Genomic DNA, 20,258 nt, shown 5'->3' with positions numbered 1-20,258 from the left:
GAATAATTTATGGAGATGTTTAGATGAGTATAGAAAGATTAACTGAAATTTTAAAAGGAAGTCAAAATATTGTTTTCTTTGGAGGTGCAGGCATTTCTACAGAAAGTGGTATCCCAGACTTTCGCTCTGAAAATGGACTTTATAAAGCTTCAAGTGGTGTAGGCTATAAACCAGAGACTATGCTTTCACATAGTTTTTATAAAAGGCACACAGAAGACTTCTATAAGTTTTATAAAGAAAAGATGATTTATAAAGAAGCCAAACCTAATGCAGGGCATTTAGCCCTTGCAAAGCTCGAAGAGATGGGGAAATTGAAAGCTGTTATTACGCAGAATATAGATGGACTGCATCAAGAAGCAGGAAGTAAAAGAGTTTATGAGCTTCATGGGTCAGTACATCGTAATTACTGCACCAAATGTGGCGCTTATCATTCATTAGATGAAATAATGATGCAGGATGGCATTCCTCACTGTAAAGTATGTAAAGGAATTGTCAAGCCAGATGTAGTACTTTATGAAGAAGGATTAGATGATGCTACTATTAATGGAGCAGTTCGTGCCATTATAGAGGCAGATACACTGATTATAGGGGGAACCTCCTTAGTCGTACAGCCAGCAGCAAGTTTAGTCACTTACTTTAGAGGAAAGCATCTCGTTCTTATTAATAAAAGTAGTACACCTTATGATAGGCAAGCAGATTTAGTTATCCATAATGCCTTTGGAGAAGTAATGGAGAAGGCTATAAGACAGCTCTAAAAATAGAGTTGTCTTTTTCGTATGTTTTTTAAAAAGTTGATTAAACTAACAAAGTGTATATGGGGGAAATTGACAGGTAGCATAAAGGATTATATAATAATGTGCTAGGCACTTATACATAAAGGTGGTGAAGCACATGGGAAATGTGACGTTTAATAAAGTTTCTAAGAGATATGAAACCAATAAGTCTTATGCTCTCAAAGACTTTAATCTTCAAGTTGAAGATGGTGAACTCATTGTAGTAGTAGGGCCAAGCGGTAGTGGAAAGTCTACTTTGCTTGAGCTAATCTGTGGATTTGAAACCTTAACAAGTGGTGATATTTTAATAGATGGTCAGTCTATTCAAGATAAACATCCTAAAGATAGAGATGTAGCTATGGTTTTTCAAAACTATGCTTTACTCCCTCACTTAACTGTCTATGACAATATTGCCTTTGGTATGAAAATAAGAAAAGAATCTAAGAAAGTTATAGAAGAGAAAGTAACATGGGCAGCAAAACTTTTAGAGTTAGAATCCTATCTAAAGGTCAAGCCTAAAAAACTTTCTGGAGGACAAAGACAGCGTGTAGCCCTTGCAAGAGCCATGGTGAGAAAACCTAAGCTTTTCTTAATGGATGAGCCACTTTCAAATTTAGATGCTAAATTACGAGATAATATGTCCCAGGAAATTAAAAAATTGCATGAGGCTCTTCATGCAACGATGCTTTATGTGACTCATGACCAAATAGAGGCGATGACCATGGCTGACCGCATTGTAATTTTAAACCAGGGAGAGATTCAACAGGTAGGCTCTCCAAGTGAAATTTATCAAGAACCTAAGAATTTGTTTGTAGCGCAGTTTATTGGTAGGCCTTCTATTAGTTTATTTACATGTAAAGGAACAAAGCGAGGCATACTTTTAGAAGAAGAGATTGAAATTATTACAAAAAAGCAAGTCCTAGAGGAAGATAGAAACTATTTGTTAGGTCTAAGAAGTGAACATATTCAAATAGTAACAGAAGGAGAGGTGCATTTAGAAGCAGTTCTTCAGAAAGTCGATTATTTGGGCGGTGAATCACTTCTTTATTTACAATATAAAAATTGCAGTTTTACTGCTAAAGCGTATGGAGATGTAGCTTACAAAAAAGGTGATACTGTCAAGATAAGACTAGACCTAGAGAAAGCACATTATTTTGACCAAGAAACTAAAGAAAATATTAGGAGGAATGGAACATGAGAAAATGGATGGCGGTATTACCCCTTATTCCAATGATTTTTACAGGTTGTGCAAATGGAAATGGAGGTCAAGGCACTACTCCAAATGGTGGAACAACTAATGGGAATACAAGTGACATAGGAGGAACAATCACAGTTGTAACTTCTCGTACAGATGCAGAGGAACTTTTTGCAGATATAGAAGAAGAGTTTAAAGCTCTCTACCCATCTGTAACAGATATTATTTGGGAATCTTCTTCAGATTATAATAACTATATTACAACAAGAATGAATACAACAGATTATGGTGATGTTCTTTTTGTACCTTTCAGCATGTCAGGCGAGCCTGAAATGTATCCAAACTATTTTGAGCCATTAGGTACAGTAGAAGAGTTAGGCAAAGCTTATATTGATGTAACGGAAGCTGATTATAATGGCATAGCATATGGACTACCAGCAGCTATTAACTCATTAGGGATTATTTATAATGAGGATGTATTTGAAGCAGCAGGGATTAAAACTTTTCCAACTTCAATAGAAGAGCTTTTAGCAGCTTGTCAGCAGATTAAAGACAATACAGATGCTATTCCTTTCTTTACCAACTATAATTCAGGACTTGGAACATGGGGGGGCATGCTCTCATCTTTCGGAGGAGAAAATTATAAAGAGGCTATGCTTCAAAGTGGTACAGCTTTTATGCCAGGACAGCCTATAAGACAAGTCATGGATCTTTTCTATGCCCTTACAACAAATGGGTTTACTGAGCCAGACCCAGTTACTATTGACTTTGCTCAAGGTAAACAGATGATAGCAGATGGTAAAATTGCTATGATGATGAAAGGGTCTCAAGATGAAAAAGCGATAGAGGAACTTTCAGATACAAGTGATATTGAGATTGCACCTATGCCAGTTAAGGTAAATGGCAAAACAAGTATTGCATTTGGGTCACCTGAAGTAGTAGGAATCAATGTAAACAGTACAAATAAAGCAACTGCTAGAGCTTTCCTTGATTTCTTTATCTCAGCTGAAAGTGAATATGCTGATGATTTAGGTGGTATGTCACCAGCACTTGCTGACTTAGATCCTGAAGAAAGAGCTATCTTTGAAAATAATAATATTGTTTTAACAGCCCCACCAGTAACGGCTGAAGTAGAGACAGTTTACACGAGCATTGCCAATGAAGTAGGTGTAGCAAGACTTACAGAGGTACTTCAACAAGTCATTAATATGGGACTTTACCCTGATCAATATGAAAGCTATGAAAACTATGTAAATAGCCTTGAAGCACGTTGGGAAAAGGCTGCAAGTGAATATGCTAAGTAATAAAACTAAAAAAGAAAGACAGCTGATTGGCTGCTTTCTTTTTTGTCCTTTATTATTACTTTTTACTTTTGGCATTTATCCTATTTTTGCACTCATAGAATATAGTTTTACCTCATGGAATGGTCTGTCACCAGTTAAAACTTATGTAGGTTTTTCTAACTATATTAAAATTCTAACAGATCCAGTTTATTTAAAAGTATTTTTTAATAGCTTAATTTATTTTATAGCAGGGTTTATACAGATTGTGATTGCTCTCTTTTTTGCTATTTTACTCTCTACTAAAGTAAAGGGTAAAAATTTCTTTAAGGCAACTTTTGTATTTCCTTGCCTCATAAGTGGGATGGCTGTAGCGATGCTCTTTAGACTATTTTTTAGCCCGGGAGGAAGTTTTGACAGTCTCTTAGAACTGATAGGACTTACTGAGCATACACGCTATTGGTTAGGAGATCCTAGAGTTGTAAATTATACCCTAGGTTTTATTTCTATATGGCGTCATACAGGTAAAAGTTTTATTTTATATTTTGGGGCTGTTCAGTGTGTCCCACTTGAACATTACAAGTTAGCAGAGATAGAAGGAGCTAGTTGGTGGCAGAAAGTGCGTCTTGTTATTTTACCAGGTATTCAAATCGTACTTAAAATAAATTTCATATTATTAACAATAGGCGCTCTATCTACTTTTGAATTACCACTCATTTTAACAAATGGCTCTAATGGGACTATGACTTTCTTACTTCAAACTATGAAGACAGCTTTTGAGAAGAAGATGTTTGGTCTTGCGGCGAGTATGGCTGTTATAGTTAGTCTTGTTATTTTAGCCATTACAGCTATTCAAAATAAAATCTATAAGGGGGTAGAAGATGATTAAAAAAGTCTTGATAAGTCTATTAAAATATGGAAGCTTATTGCTGTGGAGCTTTATTATATTTTTCCCGCTTATAACTTTATTCTTTGGTAGCTTTAAAACGTATGATGAGTTTGTAAATACAGCTGGAATGGTACCACCTGAGAACTTCTTGAACTTTGATAATTATATAAGAGCTTTTAATGAAGGCAAAATGCTTATGGGATTTACAAACACTTTTATTTTACTGCTCTTTGGAGTTGGTGGAAGTATTATCATTGGTTCTATGGTAGCCTATATCATTAACCGTTTTGACTTTAAGTTTAAAAAGACTATTTTATTTGCTTATCTATTAGTCTCTATTGTGCCTTTGGAAATTTCACAGGTGGGCACGTTTAAGCTCATGCATAAGCTAGGACTTTATAATACACTATTGGCACCTATCGTTATTTACATAGGAGCAGATGTGCTTATGGTCTATATCTATCTGCAGGCATTAGATAAAATTCCTAAGGAAATGGATAAGGCAGCGATTTTAGAGGGAGCATCTTACTATAAGATTTATAGTAGGGTTATTTTTCCACTTCTCAAACCTGCTACGGCTACAGTAGCCTTACTTAAAATGATTGCGATTTATAATGATTTTTATATTCCATATCTTTATATGCCGGGGGAGAAGATGAATACAGTTTCAACGACTATCTATAGATTTGTAGGCCCTAACCAAACAGATTGGCATGTTATAAGTGCAGCTATTTTAATCAGTATGATACCTATGTTAATTCTATTCTTTATGCTGCAAAAATATATTTACCAAGGTATTACAGCAGGGAGTATACGATAATGAAAGAATTTTTAAAACGTGCGTACACAGTCATGGAAATTAGGACAGGCTTTGCTACAGGTCTTCCTATATTAAGTGGGGGATTATATGGAGCTTATCTAAGTGGAAGCTTAAAATTTTGGACACTTGTATGGTTCTTTTTAAGTGGATTTAGTTTTAATATTGTAGCGAATGTAGCGAATGAAATAAGAGGCTATCTGAAAAAGGAAGAAAATGAATCTACAATGACAGGCCATAAAGGGAGTGAAGGACTTGTAAGAGGAGATGCTACACTTAAGGATGCTCTTATTGTACTGGTAGGCTTTCTAGCCTTGGGAGGAATAAGTGGGCTTATGGTAGTGCTTCTTACAAAGAGTCTGTTTATATTAGGAATGGGTCTATTAGGTGCATTAGCAGCAGTGACTTATTCATTAGGGCCTAAACCTTATATTGTGTATCCTATAGGAGAAGCTATATCGGGGCTTTTTGTAGGCGGATTAAGTAGCTTTCTGTCTACCGCTATACAAGTAGGGAATTTAACACCAGAGATTGTACTTTATGCTTGTATTCCTATGATGATGACGGTCTTTTTAATGTCTACAAACAATACTTCAGATTATGAAAAAGATAAAGGTGCAAGAGTAACACTTCCTCATGTTATTGGGTTTAGAAACTCCATTAAGATTATTATTCCAGAGGCCATTTTTATGGTATTATGCTGGGGTGCATTATTTCTTATAGGAGGCATTACTTGGTGGATGTTTATAAGTGGTCTTATTATATTTGGTGAATTTGGATATAGACGCTGGTATAAAGACTACTATAAGATAAAGGAAGTATATCCTGCTATGGGCAAGGAGTGGGGGCCAAGACCACTTTTGCTTATTTATAGTTTTCATGCGATTTTAAGTGTAGAATTTTTACTTGGACTTATCATGCAGTAAGAGAAAGGAGTTTATATGGAGCCAATTCATTTACATCATACAAAGAAAAACCCTCTTATTATCCCAGCCTTATTAGCAGATCGAAGAGGATTATTTGAAAAACGTGGGTTAAAAGTTTATCTAGATTTAGCAGAAGATTTTACCTTTGATGGGAATAAACCTTTTATAGAAGGTAAATCAGATGTAATGATGGGGGATTTAACTTTCTTCTTCTATATATTAGAACAAGGGAAAAAAGCTGTACTCACCTCTAATCTAACACGTACTATTCATCTTGTAGGTAGAAAGGGACTTACACCTCCTTATAAAGGCATTAAAGTAGGAGTTAACCGTAAAGGGCTCTTTAGGCTATATCTTGAAAATGATTTAAAAGATATAGTGCCAGATGCGAAGATTGTATGGATGAATAACTCTTATGAGCGTATGCAGGCATTAGAAAAGGGAGAAATAGATGCTCTTGTAGCTATAGAACCTTTTGTAACAGACCTTACAGAAAAAGGACATCATATTATATGGAGTACGAGAAATAGTGATAAAAATCTTGTTATGTGGGCCTTTGGTCAAACTTTCTATGAGAAGCATAGAGAGAGTGTACAGGCTTTCCATAATGCGCTTGAAGAAGCCGGGCAGCTTTTTAATGCATTAGAAAGCAAAGAAAAAGTCAAAGTATGCCATGAAGAATTAGGTTATCCCCTTGCTTTTGCAGAGCGAATGGCAAATTTCGAATTTGAAAATCAAGCACCCATTCGGTTAGAAGACTTTAACCTCTGTATGGAATGGATGTATAGAGAGAATGAAATTACAAGGCTATATGATGGAAAAGAGCTGATTAAACAAAGCCTATGTTAAGGATTTTAAGGCTGCCTTGTAGTAGACTTATAAAGTTAATCAAACTTTATATTTTTACAACCGGAGGAGACTTAATTTGAAAAGCAAATGGTTTATGTTTTTAGTTTTATTTTTATCGGGGGTTACGGTAGCACTTAGTCAATTAAAGGTACCACCTATTATGGGTCTACTTAGTGAACAAATGAATATCTCACTTTCAGAAGCTTCTTGGCTTATGTCTATTTTTACAGTAGGTGGAATCGTATTTGCTATTCCAGGAGCAAGTATTATGAATAAATTAGGGCCTAAAAAACTTTTACTTTGTCTGATGGCTAGTTTATGTGTAGGAAATATGCTTGGAGGCATGACAAAGGTATATCATGTACTTTTATTAAGTCGTATGATAGAAGGTATAGCCTTTGCCATGATTATTCTTGTAGCACTTGTTATGATTAATACATGGTTTGGTGAAAAGGCAGGTTCAGCAATTGGAATCTTTAATACTTTTGCAGCAGTGGGCTCTTTTATCACAATGAATGCCTGCTTACCAATTACAAATACTTTTGGTTTAAAAAGCTTATGGTTCATAGTAGGAGGACTTGCTGCACTTTGTTTTGTACTCGTTTTGGTTTTTATCAAAATGCCAGAAGATATGCAAAGTGAAAGGCAAGAGAAAGGCTTATTGAAAGAAGCTAGTAAAAATAAGCATACATGGATTGTAGCAGGTGCTATGGGGTGTATTGCTTTTGTACTCTTTACTTTTGTAACAAGCTATCCTCAGCTTTTTACAGGACTTTATGGCCTAGCGCCTAATGAGGCAAATTTCTATGCTAGCTTAAATGGTCTGTTTGGGATTCCTTTCTGTATTCTGTGTGGCTTTATTGTAGATAAGACAGGTAAGCCTATGTTAGTGGCCTTACTTGGATTTATTGCACTTGCCCTAACATGCATGATGACAACTTTATTAGGTCCTACAACTTTTGTTTTACATACAATACTCACAGCCTTATTTGGTGGTGTTACTTTAACAGCGATGTTCTGCATAGCACCAGCAGTAGCTAAGAGACCAGCTTGTATAGGCTATACACTTGCCCTCGTTAATCTGGTTTATTATATTGGTGTATTTGCTTGTAGTCCGGTCATACTGGGGACAGCAGAAAGTATGGGATGGCAGATGTCAGCTACTATTTTAGTAGGGGTATCCGTAGTAGGAGCCTGTCTTGTGGCCTATTTAATATTTAAAACGAAAAAAGAAAATAACTAAAAAGCACCTTAAAGTCTGTTTTAAAGAAGAGACTTTAAGGTATTTTTTTGAAAAGATTTATAAAGTTGTGATATGATTAAGCTAAGTACTAAAAGTGAGTAGATTAGAAAGGGAGGTTAAGATGAAATACATATTATTTGATTTAGATGGAACGTTGACAGATCCTAAAGAAGGTATTACAAAAGCTGTACAGTATGCTCTTAAAAAACATGGCATAGAAGTGGAAAGCAGGGATGAGCTAGAAAAGTTTATTGGCCCTTCTCTTAAGTATTCTTTTATGGAGTTTTATAACTTTAGTGAAGAACAGGCGCTGCAGGCAGTAGAAGATTATAGAGAATATTTTAAACCTATAGGACTCTATGAAAATGAAGTTTATCCTGGTATAGTAGCATTATTAGAAGAGCTTCATAGTAGAGACATGAAGCTTTTTATTGCTACTTCAAAACCTACTGTATTTGCAAGCCAAATTGCAGCACATTTTAATATAGATAAATATTTTACTGAAATAGTAGGTTCACAGTTAGATGGCACACGTGTAGAGAAAGATGAGGTTATAGGTTATATTTTAGCAAAGTATAACTTAACTCAAAAAGACCACATTATAATGGTGGGAGATAGAAAATTCGATATATTAGGCGCTAAAAAGCATGGTCTACAGGCTATTGGCGTAAGCTATGGTTATAGTGAAGATAATGAATTAGAAGAAGCAGGAGCGTGTTGTATAGCAGATACAGTAGAGCAACTGGCAACTTATTTACTAGGAGATTAACAAGAAGGAGAACAGAAGATGAAATGTGTATCATGGAATGTTAATGGGCTACGTGCCATTGTAAAAAAGAACTTTTTAGAGTTCTTTAATGAAGTAGATGCAGATATTTTCTGCATTCAAGAAAGTAAATTACAAGAAGGACAGATAGAATTAGACCTTCCTGGCTATTATCAATACTTTAACTATGCTGAGAAAAAAGGTTACTCAGGGACAGCTATCTTTACAAAAGAGGAGCCTCTTAGTATAAAACTTGGTATGGGAATAGAGGAGTTTGATCATGAAGGTAGGGTGATTACACTAGAATACCCAGAGTTTTATTTTGTAACGGTTTATACACCAAATGCTCAGTCAGAGCTTGCAAGGTTAGAATTTAGAATGGCATGGGAAGATGCTTTTAGAGCATATCTTGTGGATCTTGACCAAATGAAACCTGTTGTTGTGTGTGGTGACCTTAATGTAGCCCATCAAGAGATTGACCTTAAAAATCCTAAGACAAACCGAGGTTCAGCAGGTTTCTCAGATGAGGAACGTGCCAAATTTACAGAGCTTCTTGAAAGTGGATTTGTAGATACTTACCGTTTCTTTAATCCAGAGCAGGAAGGCGCTTATACTTGGTGGTCTTATCGTTTTAAAGCACGTGAGAAGAATGCAGGGTGGCGTATTGACTACTTCTTAATTTCTAAAAGACTTATAGAACGCATTCAAAATGCAACTATTTATCATGAAATAATGGGCTCAGATCATTGCCCAGTTGGTATAGAGCTTGAATAGATGACACAAAAGAAAAGACTTGCTAAGAAATAATAAAAGTAAGTCTTTTTTATATTCTAGTAATGATACATAAAACCAAAGTTTCGCAAGTTATAAAACTAAAAGGGGAGAGTGAGATTATGAAAGTATTGTACATAGCAGGGTGGATTGGATTTATAGGAGCATCTATTAATTCAGTCTGACTTAGAAGGAAAAGTGAAATGTAAGGATTGTGGTAGCTTAATTAAAAAGGAGGTAGAAGAGTGCCCAATTTGTGGGAAGAAATAGTAGATAAAATGAATTAATAATAGTACGACATTTTGGGACTTTATTGACATAAGAAACCGGTTACTATATACTCATACATAATGAATAGGATACCTTTAAGATAGTCCAGAGAGGCTAAGAAGGTTATACATTGAACGGTGTATGAGTCTTAATATCTTAAAGGGATATTAGGACTTTTTTTGGTGTCCTAGAAAAATAAACATCTTAGGAGAACATCATGACAAAAACGAAAAATCATGCAAATAAACTGGCCATGAAGATGGGGATTGCCCTAGGTGGAGGATTACTTGCTGGAATGCTTTTCATCTTTTTAAGAGAGTATTTATTAGGAGCAGGTAAAGAAAATGTATGGCAGACAATTAATTTAATTTTATTCCAAGATATTAATGGAAGTAGCCAAGGGTTAGGAATCTTTTATATATTAGGACAGCTTTTTGTAAATGCCCTTCAGCTTGTAATTATTCCAATGGTCTTTACTTCTATTGCACTTGCTATGTGTCATATTACAGATACTAAAAAATTAGGTCGTATTTCGTATAAAACGATTATGGGATTCCTTGCAACATCAATCTTTGCACTAGGATTTGCAGGTGTACTCGGTTTCGTAGCACATAAAGCTGGTATTTTCCAGGTAAGTATTAGTAATATTACTGCAGCAGCAGGAAGTGAAGGAAGAAATCCACTTCTTGTAATCTTAGAAGCAGTGCCAAACAATATTGCAGGTGCTTTTACACAAAATGGAAAAGTATTAGCGATTGTATTCCTAGCAGTAGTGACAGGGCTTATTATTCATAAACTTGAAGATGAAATTGTCATCATTAAAAAGATTTTAATAGAACTTAATAAGATGATTACAGTATTCTTAGGTTTTGTCATTACTAAATTTGGTCCGGTTGCAATCTTTGTACTTATTACAAGAACGTTTGCAATATATGGTATAGAGCATTTAAAACCAGCCCTTGCTTATGTAGGGATTGTAACAGTAGCATTACTTATCTTCTTAATAGTGGGGTATGCAATATTTATTTTAATTGCAACACGTTTAAATCCAATACCATTTGTGAAGAAAATTGCTAAAGTAGCTTTATTTGGCTTTTCAACTTCTTCATCAGCGTCAACACTTCCTCTTAATACACAGACAACAGTAAATGAATTAGGGGTTAATGAAGAGGTAGCATCTTTTATCTTACCACTTGGTATGACAATTAATATGAATGGTACAGCAATCATGCAGGTTATTGCAGCTATTTTTATTGCATCAAGCGCAGGATATGAAGTAACAATAGGAAAAATTATAACGATCGGTCTTTTAGCCCTTATTGCATCCATAGGAACACCAGCTGCTCCAGGTGCAGGTGCTATTATCCTATTTACAGTATTAACAGGTATGGGGTATCAAAATGATGCAGCTGTACTAGCATACTCTTTAATTTTAGCAATTAATAGACCAGTAGAAATGCTTGTAACTTCACTCAATGTAGTAGGAGATGCAGCAACTGCAGTGGTGGTAGCAAAATCAGAAGGTGCCTTTGACGAGGAAACATATTATAAATAAAGATAAAATAAAGAAGTACCCCTATGCATTCTGTAGATGCATAGGGGTACTTCTTTGTTTGCGCTAAGAAGCCACAAGAAATTCTGAAGGGGATAGACCTATAACTTTCTTAAAGGTAGTACAGAAGTAAGAATAACTATTAAAGCCACAGCGAAAAGCGATTTCATGAAGGGTGAGCTGGGTTTCTGACATAAGTTTTTTGGCTGCATGAATACGGGCTTCATTAAGATACTGAGTAAAGGTTTTACTGGTATGGGTTTTAAATAAAGTGCAGAAGTAACATTTATTTAAGTTAATAGCTTCACAGACAGACTCTAAGGTGAGTGGTTCTTCCATATGAGCGTGTATATACTGAATAGCTTTCTTAATCTCAGGATGTGAAAACTTTTCAAATAAGTAGTCTTGGCAACCTGCATATTTACTAATAGTTTCTAGACCAGCTTTTTTGAGCGAAGCTAAATCAAGTGCATTAGAAATATGTACATTATTAGCCAGGCAGCACTGATGTAAGGAATTATTTTCTTTGATTAAAATATAGTTATAGATACAAAAGTTGAGTGATATAACAAAAAGTTTACATTGGGAAAAACAATTATTTTCTTTAAGCGTATCAAAACGCTCTTCAAAAAGTTTCAGTGCACCTTGAGTGTTACCTAGGTAAAGTAAGGAACAAATAGGTGAATGATTGAGTAGAATTTCCATGATTAACCTCCTAAAACTTTTAAAAAAACAACGAAATATAATGAAACATAGAGTGAGTATAGCATGATAAACTAATCTAGTAAATGAAAATGAATATCAAAATTTAAATTTAAACATTTAGAATAAATAAGATAAATTGGGAGGTCATCATGAAATTATTAATCACGTACTCAAGTAAAACAGGGAATACAAAAAGATTAGCAGAAGGTATTTATAAAAATATCCAACTAGAAAATGTAGATCTTAAGGCTATTAGTGAAGTAGAAGACTTAAATGCATATGATACTCTTTTAGTAGGTTATTGGGTAGATAAAGGTGGCCCAAATGACGAAGCAGCAGAGTTTATGAAAGGGATTGAAGGAAAACGTGTAGGAATTTTTGCAACACTAGGTGCATATCCAGACTCCCAACATGGATGGGATAGCCTATTAAGAGGAGAAGATTTAGTTAAAGAGAAAAATACTATTCTCGGAAAATATATTTGCCAAGGAGCTGTGGATGAAAGGCTAATAGAAGTGTTCAAAAAATTTGAACCGGGTAATCCTCATGCCATTACACCAGAAAAACTAAAAAGGTATGAAATTGCTAAACAGCACCCTAACGAAGCAGATATGCTTTCAGCGGCTATTATGTTTAGAGAAAGGATTTAAGCATGTTTAAAGAAAGACTCAAGACGCATCATAGTGCTATGGCAGAAGCGGCGCGTTATACAAGAGGCCCAAGAAAAGTATCAGAGTTTCTAAATGTAACCTTGCCTGATGAAGCTGTAAGCAAAAAAGCAACTATTTACATACATGTTCCTTTCTGCAGTAAGATTTGTAGTTTCTGCAACATGAGAAGAAGTCTTCAATCACCAAGAGAGAATTACCATACACTTCTTATAGAAGAGATGAAAGCTTATAAAGACTTAGACTATATTAAAAACTTAACTTTTGATGCTATTTATTTTGGGGGTGGAACACCTACTACTCTAAATACAGGGGCTTTAAGAGAAGTATTACGTGCATTAAGAGAATACTTTAACTTAAGTGCAGATGTAGAAATTACTATTGAGACAACAGTAACAGAGTTAACACATGAGAAACTTCAAATGTTTAAAGAAGAAGGGGTTACACGTTTTTCGGTAGGTGTACAGACTTTCAATGATGAAGGTAGAAAGCTTATGGGACGTATAGGCAGTGGTGAAACGGCTTATGAGAAGTTAAAGCAAATGAAAGATATGGGCTTTAAAACTTTAAGCATGGATTTGATTTATAATTACCCAGGTCAGACTAAAGAGGATTTAGAAGAGGATTTAGATAAAATCATAGCATTGGAGTTAGATGGTTTCTCTATGTATTCACTTATTGATATGAAAGCTACCACTATAGAAGATGCTCAAGGCATTAATCAAGATACATTATTTTTTGATATCATAAGTGAGAAGATGAAAAAAGCAGGTTATAGATTCTTAGAACTTACAAAGATGGTAACACGTGACCAGTATAAATATGTTATGAATCGCCATGAAGGTATGGACACACTGCCATTAGGTGCAGGCGCAGGAGGTAGCGTAGGTGGCCTTATGCTTATGAATCCCATTAATTTAGATCAATATGAGGAAAGTATTAAGACCTTTGGCGCAAGAAATGGTATGCTCTTTAGCCCAGCCTATAGAGATTTAGCTATTTTTAAAGGTACGCTTCAAAAAGGTTATTTACCAGAGGATATAAGTGTTTACATTGACCTAGCTCAGTATGAGAAAACACTTCTAGAAATGCTTGAAAAAGGTTATATAGAAAAAGAAGGAAGTAGTTATCACTTTACTTCTAAGGGCATTTTCTGGGGCAATAATATTTCAAGATTACTTTATGATATGAGAGTACAAGAAGGAGAATAAAAATGAAGTTAAGATATATAGCAGCAACACTTGGCATAAGTGCTGTGGCCTTTACAGGATGTAGCACATCAAGTGAGGTTCAGCCAGAAATCAAACAAGAAGTAGCAAAACAAGAAGAAACAAAACAAGAAGAGACTAAGCAAGATGAAGCTGTAACGGATATGAATATTGTTTCAGCTACAGTAGCAGCGACACAAGTACTTGATAAGCTTGAAACAGATTTAGTAGGTGTACCAAATACAAAATATACTTTACCAACACGTTATGATGGGGTTACACAAATTGGTCAGGCTATGAGTCCAGACTTTGAAATTATTGCCTCGCTTGATCCAGATTTAGTTGTTATAGACAGCATGTTTAAAGAAAATGTGGAAAAAAGTATGAATGAGTTTGGTATGGAAGCATTCTATTTTAACACAAGTACTTATACAAACTTCTTAGGAAGTATAGAAGAACTTGGTCAGGTTATTGGCAAGGAAGAAGAGGCTAAAGCACTTATTAGCGAGCTAGAAGGTGTAGAAGAAGTTGTCAAAAGTAAAATAAAAGGGGAAGCCCCAACAGTAGCCGTATTATTTGGTGGTGGTGAAAACTTTATGTTAGCTACAGATAACTCTTATTTAGGTGATTTAGTAGATACTGCAGGTGCTAACAATATTACAGATGACTTAAATGTAGAATCAGATTATATACCTTTTAGTATGGAACAGATTGTAGCAAGTAATCCAGATTATATTTTACGTTTTGCTCATGGTAATCTAGAAGAAACGAAGAAGTCTTTTGACCAAGCTTTTGATAAGAATCCAGCTTTTGCAACATTAGATGCAGTTAAAGAAGGAAGAGTCATTGACCTAGACCCAACAATATTTGGGGTATCTGCTAATATTCATGTTGTAGATGCTATTGAAGTATTAGGTGACATTTTATATGGTGAATAATAATGAAAAACAAAAAACTATTTTGGATTATATCAGCCAATATTTTACTTATTACACTAATCATCCTCTTTTCCACTGTTGGGAGTGTTAACTTAGGTTTTGGCGAGATTATACATGAACTTCTTCAAGGGGATAACCAGATGGTACGTACTATTGTACTTAAGATGCGTTTGCCACGTAACTTATTAGCTGTGTTAGTAGGAGCAAATTTGGCAGTAGCAGGGCTTTTTTTACAGGCTGTTATGAAAAATCCACTGGCTGATCCAGGGATTACCGGGGTATCTAGTGGTGCAAGTGTAGGTGCTATTATTATCTTACTTGTTTCTCCAGCACATACAGGTATTTTACCTATTGTTGCTTTCGTAGGCGGAAGTATTGCCTGTATACTTGTTTATGCGATGGCATGGAAGAAAGGACTTCAGCCTAACCGTATTGTACTTGCAGGGGTAGCTGTTAATACAATTTTAGGTGGGATTATTTCCTTCTTCTCTACCATGTATAGTGACCGTATTCAAAGTGCTATGTTATGGCTAAATGGTAGTCTTGCGACTAAGACATGGGGCGATGTAGAAACTTTAGTAGGTTACTCTATCGTAGGTCTTATTGCTTCATTTTTCCTTATTAGAAGTGCAAATATCCTTCAGCTTGGTGATGAGGCAGCTGTCAACTTAGGTCTTAATATTCATAGGGCAAGAATAATTATTTCAGCAGTTGCAGTATTTTTAGCAGCTACGGCGACTGCAGTTGTAGGTATTGTAAGTTTTGTAGGCCTTATTGTTCCACATATTGCACGTATGTTAATGGGGAATGATCATAAATATACTTTGCCATTTAGTATGGCGTTAGGGAGTACAGTGCTCCTTATAGCTGATACGTTAGGACGTACTATAGGAGGTTCTATCGAAATTCCAGTAGGTGTTATTATGGCCATTGTAGGAGGACCATTCTTCCTTTATTTACTTAGAAAGAAAGGAGCGTACTAAATGATTCGTGCAGAGCACATACAAATTGGTTATGATGAAAAAATTGTTATTAAGGATTTAAGTCTTAATATTCATAAAGGTGAAGTCGTTTCTATATTAGGACCAAATGGTTGTGGTAAATCAACGCTTCTTAAAACCCTTTCTAGAGTATTAAAGCCTATGAAAGGAAGCATACTTATAGAAAATAATCCTATTCATTCTATTGGAACTAAAAACTTATCACGTAAAATAGCTATGCTTTCTCAGCATAATGAGGCACCAGCTGGGATTACGGTTAAGGAACTTGTTTACTACGGTAGATTGCCGCATAAAAAATGGTTTGAAACAAAAAATAAAGAAGATGAAACGATTATTGACTGGGCCCTTACACACACAGGGCTTAAGGATTATAAGGATAGGTTAGTAAGTGGTTTATCCGGAGGAGAAAGACAAAGAGTATGGCTAGCTATGGCTCTTGCTCAAAAGCCAGAAGTCTTACTCTTAGATGAACCAACTACTTACTTAGATATTTCACATCAGCTTGAACTGATGGAGCTTATTAGAAGCATTAATGAAAAATTTAATATGACAATTATTATGGTTTTACATGATTTGAACCAAGCTAGTGAGTATAGCGATAGGCTAGTAATTATGAAAAAGGGTGAAATTAAAGGGGATGGGTCACCTTGTGAGCTCATTAATGAGCAGTTACTAAGAGAAATTTATAATATTCAATGCGATATTGATATTAATCCTCTTACTTCAAAACCTCGTATTCACCCTATCAAAACATGTAGAGGACACTGTATATTGCAACAAGCAAATTAAGGAGAATGACTTATGGAACAATTATTTAAACAAAAGTCTCTTATGATTAGTTCATTAACTGAGATGGGAGAACCTTTTATCAGTTATGCACCTTTTGCGAAAGTAGGAGATAAAATTTACATCTATATTAGTAAAGCAGCAGAGCATTACTATAATATTTCAAGAAACCCTAAAATTGCTATTATGCTTATTGAAGATGAAGCAGCTTCAAAAACAGTATTTGCAAGATGTAGAGTATCTTTTAATGCAACGGCAACAAAAATGGAAGAAGTAACAGATAGTATTTGGGAAGCCTTTGAAGGTGTTCAAGGAAAAGAAATGCTACAAGTACTTAAAACATTGGATTTTGATATGTTTGAGTTAGAGCTTCATCATGGGAGACTTGTAAAAGGCTTTGGTAAAGCTTATAATATTCAGCTTAAAGATGGTGAGTGGATACAAGAGCAAGTAACAGGTGCTGGGCATGGACAAGGTATGCCTCATTCACATGGCATGAGTCGCCTACAAGGTATGGGACATCTACACGGTATGTCAAAACAATAAATAAAAGATAAGGCTATTGCAGATTTGAATACTGCAATAGCCTTATCTTTTACTGAAATAAATCTTGTACGTAGAGCGTACGTATTTGAGGCTCATGAGTTGGAGGAGTTTGCGCTGAATGCAGGAAAGGGGCAGGACTCTCACGTTTTTCAAAAAAGGATTTAGCTACTTGAGGAAAGAGCGCATAACTTAACACATCTTCTTCATTATGAGCAAGGAGGCCAGCTTCTAATTTATACTTTTCAAGTTCAGGGGGAAGAAGGTCTGCTGGTCTACAGGTTATAACCTCTTCATCGCCTATTGCTTTTTTTCTAACAACTTCATTAACTGGGGCTGGAACTTTTCCGTACTCTCCTCTGAGCAATCCTTTAGATTCTTTTGTAAATACCTTATAACGCTCACCAGATAAGACGTTAAGGACAGCCTGTGAGCCTACAATTTGGCTTGTTGGGGTGACAAGAGGAGGATAACCGAAGTCTTCACGTACACGAGGAATTTCTGCAAGGACTTCATAATACTTATCTTCAGCTTTTGCTTGTTTAAGTTGAGAGATAAGGTTAGAGAGCATACCACCAGGGACCTGATAAAGGAGTGTATTAGTATCTACCGAGAGGACTTTAGAATCTAGGAAACCTTCTGTTTTAAGGCGGTTTGCAACACCTCTAAAGTGAGTGGCAGCCTGACTAAGTTTAGAAAGGTCAAGTCCTGTATCATAGTCTGTATGCTGCAAGGTAGCTACTAAGGATTCTGTAGTAGGTTGAGAAGTACCGTTTGCAAGAGGGGAGAGGGCACAGTCTACAATATCTACGCCAGCTTGAATAGCGAGGAGGTAGGTCATGTCACCTGTTCCAGTTGTATTATGTGTATGAAGATGAATAGGCACAGAAATATTTTCTTTAAGACGCTTTACGAGATTATAGGCATCAAAAGGAAGGAGGAGATTTGCCATATCTTTAATACAAATCACATCAGCACCTTTTTCTTCAAGGGTTGTAGCTAATTTTACAAAATAGTCTTCATTATGGAAAGGGCTCGTAGTATAGCTGATAGCGGCTTCGCAGATGCCACCATATTCTTTAACTGCTCTCATAGCACGTTCCATATTACGAATGTCATTAAGTGCATCAAAAATACGTACCACATCAATACCATTTTCTATAGATTTTCGGCAAAAAGCATCTACAACATCATCGGCATAATGTTTATAACCTAATATATTTTGTCCTCTTAAAAGCATTTGAAGTTTAGTATGAGGTAAATGAGCTTTTAATGTACGTAGTCTTTCCCAAGGATCCTCATTTAAAAAGCGCATACAGGCATCAAAAGTAGCACCCCCCCAGCATTCAAGTGACCAGTAGCCCATTTCATCAAGTAGTTTACAGGCAGGGAGCATCTCTTCAAGTTTCATACGGGTAGCGGCTTGAGATTGATGGGCATCTCTTAAAATTGTATCTGTTATATAGATTTGTTTCTTCATGTTTTATCCCTCCATTAACCAAATAAGGCAAGCAGTACACCTGCTGCAATAGCAGAACCGATAACACCAGCTACATTTGGACCCATAGCATGCATAAGTAGGAAATTGCCAGGGTTTTCTTTTTGTCCTACGACTTGAGAGACCCTTGCCGCCATAGGAACAGCAGAAACACCTGCTGAACCAATAAGTGGATTAATTTTATCTTTAAGAAAGAGATTCATAAATTTGGCTAAGAGTACACCGCCAGCTGTACCAAGTGCAAAGGCTGCAACACCCATAATTAAAATCTTAATAGTAGATAGACTTAAAAATGTATCAGCTGTAGCTGTTGCACCAACACAAATACCTAAGAAAATAGTAACGGTATTAATCAGACCATTTTGAGCCGTTTGGCTTAACCGATCTACTACGCCACATTCACGGAATAGGTTACCAAGCATGAGTGTGCCTACTAAAGGTGTAGCAGATGGAACAAGCAAGGCGACGAAGATGGTGACAACAAAAGGAAACACGATTTTCTCGCGTTTAGAAACACGGCGTAGTTCATGCATTTGAATTTTACGTTCTTCTTTGGTAGTAAGCAGCTTCATAATAGGTGGTTGAATAACAGGGACTAAAGCCATATAAGAGTAGGCGGCAACAGCAATAGGGCCAAGAAGATGGGGTGCAAGGCGGGTCGTTGTATAGATCGCAGTAGGGCCATCAGCACCACCGATAATACCAATAGAACCTGCTTCAGCAGGAGTAAAGCCTAAATATCTAGCGCCAACAAAAGTGAGGAAGATGCCTAATTGAGCAGCTGCACCAAGAAGCAAACTTTTAGGATTGGCAAGTAGTGGACCAAAGTCAGTCATAGCACCAATGCCTAGGAAGATGAGGCAAGGATAAATACCTAGTTTAACACCTAGGTAGAGAAAGTCTAATAGACCAGGCATAATATCACCTTGTCCTCCAAATAAATCCCAATGAACTTTGCCACCTTCAAAAAGTGCCTCGTGGAACATTTCAGCTCCAGGCAAGTTGGTTAGTAACATACCAAAGGCGATAGGCAGAAGAAGAAGGGGTTCAAAGCCTTTTACAATAGCTAAGTAGGCAAGAAAGCAGGCAATACCTAGCATAATTAAAGTTTGAGGATGATCAAGAATTAAGGAAAAGCCTGTCTGATTTAGAAAATTTATAACAGCGTCCATAGATTATGTACCTCCCGCATAGTCTTCTTTATTCTATTACACAAAGGAGGCTACCGGATTCAACAGTAGTTCCTTGGGTAACATGAATAGTCGTTACTTGGCCATCACAAGGAGAAAGAATTTCATTTTCCATTTTCATAGCTTCTAAAATCATAAGGACTTCACCTTTTTTTACAGGTTTGCCTGGTGTAATATGTAGGGATAAAATATTACCAGGCATAGGACTTTTAATAGGGTAAGAACGAGAAGTAGGAGTAGAAGTAGGAGTAGAAGTAGGAGTAGGGGATGGAATAGAATTTGGGGTAAGCATTACAGGAGTGTGACATTCTGTTTCATTGATGACTTCTAAAACAATTTCATAATCGGTTCCATTTACATTAACTTTATACTTTTTCATATTGCACTCAC

General features: G+C 35.9%; 21 protein-coding genes. 17 read left to right on the top strand and 4 right to left on the bottom strand.

Annotated elements, in window-relative coordinates:
* Positions 1-23: 23 nt before the first annotated feature.
* From ACLTBU_RS06370 to ACLTBU_RS06320, 11 genes are all read left to right on the top strand, one after another.
* Positions 24-755 carry an NAD-dependent protein deacylase gene (locus ACLTBU_RS06370; protein ID WP_177668666.1) on the top strand — a complete coding sequence of 244 codons (732 nt, stop codon included), beginning with the start codon at positions 24-26 and terminating at the stop codon, positions 753-755.
* Between the two features lie 136 nt (positions 756-891).
* Positions 892-1,971 (top strand): ABC transporter ATP-binding protein, encoded by a 1,080-nt coding sequence (locus ACLTBU_RS06365; RefSeq protein ID WP_320651036.1) that lies wholly within the window; start codon positions 892-894, stop codon positions 1,969-1,971.
* Positions 1,968-3,272: an ABC transporter substrate-binding protein gene (locus ACLTBU_RS06360; RefSeq protein WP_320651037.1), complete on the top strand. Its 1,305-nt coding sequence runs from the start codon at positions 1,968-1,970 to the stop codon at positions 3,270-3,272. Before ACLTBU_RS06365 ends, ACLTBU_RS06360 begins: the two co-directional genes overlap by 4 nt.
* Positions 3,262-4,137 (top strand): carbohydrate ABC transporter permease, encoded by an 876-nt coding sequence (locus tag ACLTBU_RS06355; RefSeq protein WP_249333138.1) that lies wholly within the window; start codon positions 3,262-3,264, stop codon positions 4,135-4,137. The genes ACLTBU_RS06360 and ACLTBU_RS06355 overlap by 11 nt, the downstream gene beginning before the upstream one ends.
* Positions 4,130-4,957: a carbohydrate ABC transporter permease gene (locus ACLTBU_RS06350; protein WP_412218175.1), complete on the top strand. Its 828-nt coding sequence runs from the start codon at positions 4,130-4,132 to the stop codon at positions 4,955-4,957. The genes ACLTBU_RS06355 and ACLTBU_RS06350 overlap by 8 nt, the downstream gene beginning before the upstream one ends.
* Positions 4,957-5,880 (top strand): prenyltransferase, encoded by a 924-nt coding sequence (locus ACLTBU_RS06345; RefSeq protein ID WP_412218172.1) that lies wholly within the window; start codon positions 4,957-4,959, stop codon positions 5,878-5,880. Before ACLTBU_RS06350 ends, ACLTBU_RS06345 begins: the two co-directional genes overlap by 1 nt.
* Before the next feature lie 15 nt (positions 5,881-5,895).
* Positions 5,896-6,729, top strand: coding sequence for an ABC transporter substrate-binding protein (locus ACLTBU_RS06340; protein ID WP_412218170.1), 834 nt, complete (start codon positions 5,896-5,898; stop codon positions 6,727-6,729).
* Positions 6,730-6,805: 76 nt separating this feature from the next.
* The gene (locus ACLTBU_RS06335) at positions 6,806-7,972 is read left to right on the top strand and encodes an MFS transporter (protein ID WP_320651038.1); all 1,167 of its coding nucleotides are present in this window, start codon (positions 6,806-6,808) and stop codon (positions 7,970-7,972) included.
* A 121-nt stretch (positions 7,973-8,093) separates the two neighbouring features.
* Positions 8,094-8,741, top strand: a complete 648-nt coding sequence (locus ACLTBU_RS06330) for an HAD family hydrolase (RefSeq protein ID WP_177668650.1) — start codon at positions 8,094-8,096, stop codon at positions 8,739-8,741.
* An 18-nt stretch (positions 8,742-8,759) separates the two neighbouring features.
* On the top strand, positions 8,760-9,512 hold the full coding sequence (locus ACLTBU_RS06325; RefSeq protein WP_249333126.1) for an exodeoxyribonuclease III: 753 nt from the start codon (positions 8,760-8,762) through the stop codon (positions 9,510-9,512).
* A 484-nt stretch (positions 9,513-9,996) separates the two neighbouring features.
* Positions 9,997-11,334: a dicarboxylate/amino acid:cation symporter gene (locus ACLTBU_RS06320; RefSeq protein ID WP_412218168.1), complete on the top strand. Its 1,338-nt coding sequence runs from the start codon at positions 9,997-9,999 to the stop codon at positions 11,332-11,334.
* Between the two features lie 63 nt (positions 11,335-11,397).
* Here ACLTBU_RS06320 and ACLTBU_RS06315 read toward each other — a convergent pair whose 3' ends face one another.
* Positions 11,398-12,036, bottom strand: coding sequence for a helix-turn-helix transcriptional regulator (locus ACLTBU_RS06315; protein WP_177668646.1), 639 nt, complete (start codon positions 12,034-12,036; stop codon positions 11,398-11,400).
* A gap of 149 nt (positions 12,037-12,185) precedes the next feature.
* On the opposite strand from ACLTBU_RS06315, the gene ACLTBU_RS06310 reads away from it, so the two are divergent.
* The 6 genes from ACLTBU_RS06310 to ACLTBU_RS06285 are packed head-to-tail and all read left to right on the top strand — an operon-like array spanning position 12,186 to position 17,183.
* Positions 12,186-12,686 (top strand): flavodoxin family protein, encoded by a 501-nt coding sequence (locus tag ACLTBU_RS06310; protein ID WP_177668643.1) that lies wholly within the window; start codon positions 12,186-12,188, stop codon positions 12,684-12,686.
* A gap of 2 nt (positions 12,687-12,688) precedes the next feature.
* Positions 12,689-13,915 (top strand): coproporphyrinogen-III oxidase family protein, encoded by a 1,227-nt coding sequence (locus ACLTBU_RS06305; RefSeq protein ID WP_249333123.1) that lies wholly within the window; start codon positions 12,689-12,691, stop codon positions 13,913-13,915.
* A 2-nt stretch (positions 13,916-13,917) separates the two neighbouring features.
* Entirely contained in the window at positions 13,918-14,850 is a 933-nt protein-coding gene (locus tag ACLTBU_RS06300) for an ABC transporter substrate-binding protein (RefSeq protein ID WP_412218165.1), read from the top strand.
* A gap of 2 nt (positions 14,851-14,852) precedes the next feature.
* Positions 14,853-15,833 (top strand): FecCD family ABC transporter permease, encoded by a 981-nt coding sequence (locus tag ACLTBU_RS06295; RefSeq protein ID WP_177668637.1) that lies wholly within the window; start codon positions 14,853-14,855, stop codon positions 15,831-15,833.
* Positions 15,834-16,640 (top strand): ABC transporter ATP-binding protein, encoded by an 807-nt coding sequence (locus ACLTBU_RS06290; protein ID WP_249333122.1) that lies wholly within the window; start codon positions 15,834-15,836, stop codon positions 16,638-16,640.
* Between the two features lie 12 nt (positions 16,641-16,652).
* Positions 16,653-17,183, top strand: coding sequence for a HugZ family protein (locus tag ACLTBU_RS06285; protein ID WP_412218162.1), 531 nt, complete (start codon positions 16,653-16,655; stop codon positions 17,181-17,183).
* A gap of 49 nt (positions 17,184-17,232) precedes the next feature.
* On the opposite strand, the gene ACLTBU_RS06280 is transcribed toward ACLTBU_RS06285, so the two are convergent.
* Genes ACLTBU_RS06280 through ACLTBU_RS06270 form a run of 3 tightly spaced genes read right to left on the bottom strand, consistent with a single transcriptional unit; the run spans position 17,233 to position 20,247 of the window.
* Positions 17,233-18,660 carry an oxaloacetate decarboxylase subunit alpha gene (locus tag ACLTBU_RS06280; protein ID WP_412218161.1) on the bottom strand — a complete coding sequence of 476 codons (1,428 nt, stop codon included), beginning with the start codon at positions 18,658-18,660 and terminating at the stop codon, positions 17,233-17,235.
* Between the two features lie 14 nt (positions 18,661-18,674).
* Positions 18,675-19,850 carry a sodium ion-translocating decarboxylase subunit beta gene (locus ACLTBU_RS06275; RefSeq protein ID WP_177668629.1) on the bottom strand — a complete coding sequence of 392 codons (1,176 nt, stop codon included), beginning with the start codon at positions 19,848-19,850 and terminating at the stop codon, positions 18,675-18,677.
* A gap of 28 nt (positions 19,851-19,878) precedes the next feature.
* On the bottom strand, positions 19,879-20,247 hold the full coding sequence (locus ACLTBU_RS06270) for an acetyl-CoA carboxylase biotin carboxyl carrier protein subunit (protein ID WP_412218158.1): 369 nt from the start codon (positions 20,245-20,247) through the stop codon (positions 19,879-19,881).
* Positions 20,248-20,258 lie beyond the last annotated feature (11 nt).

The organism is Zhenhengia sp., assembly GCF_046966505.1.
In the GTDB taxonomy this organism is placed as follows: Bacteria; Bacillota; Clostridia; order Lachnospirales; family Cellulosilyticaceae; genus Zhenhengia; species Zhenhengia yiwuensis.
This window is presented reverse-complemented; position numbering and strand designations above follow the sequence as displayed.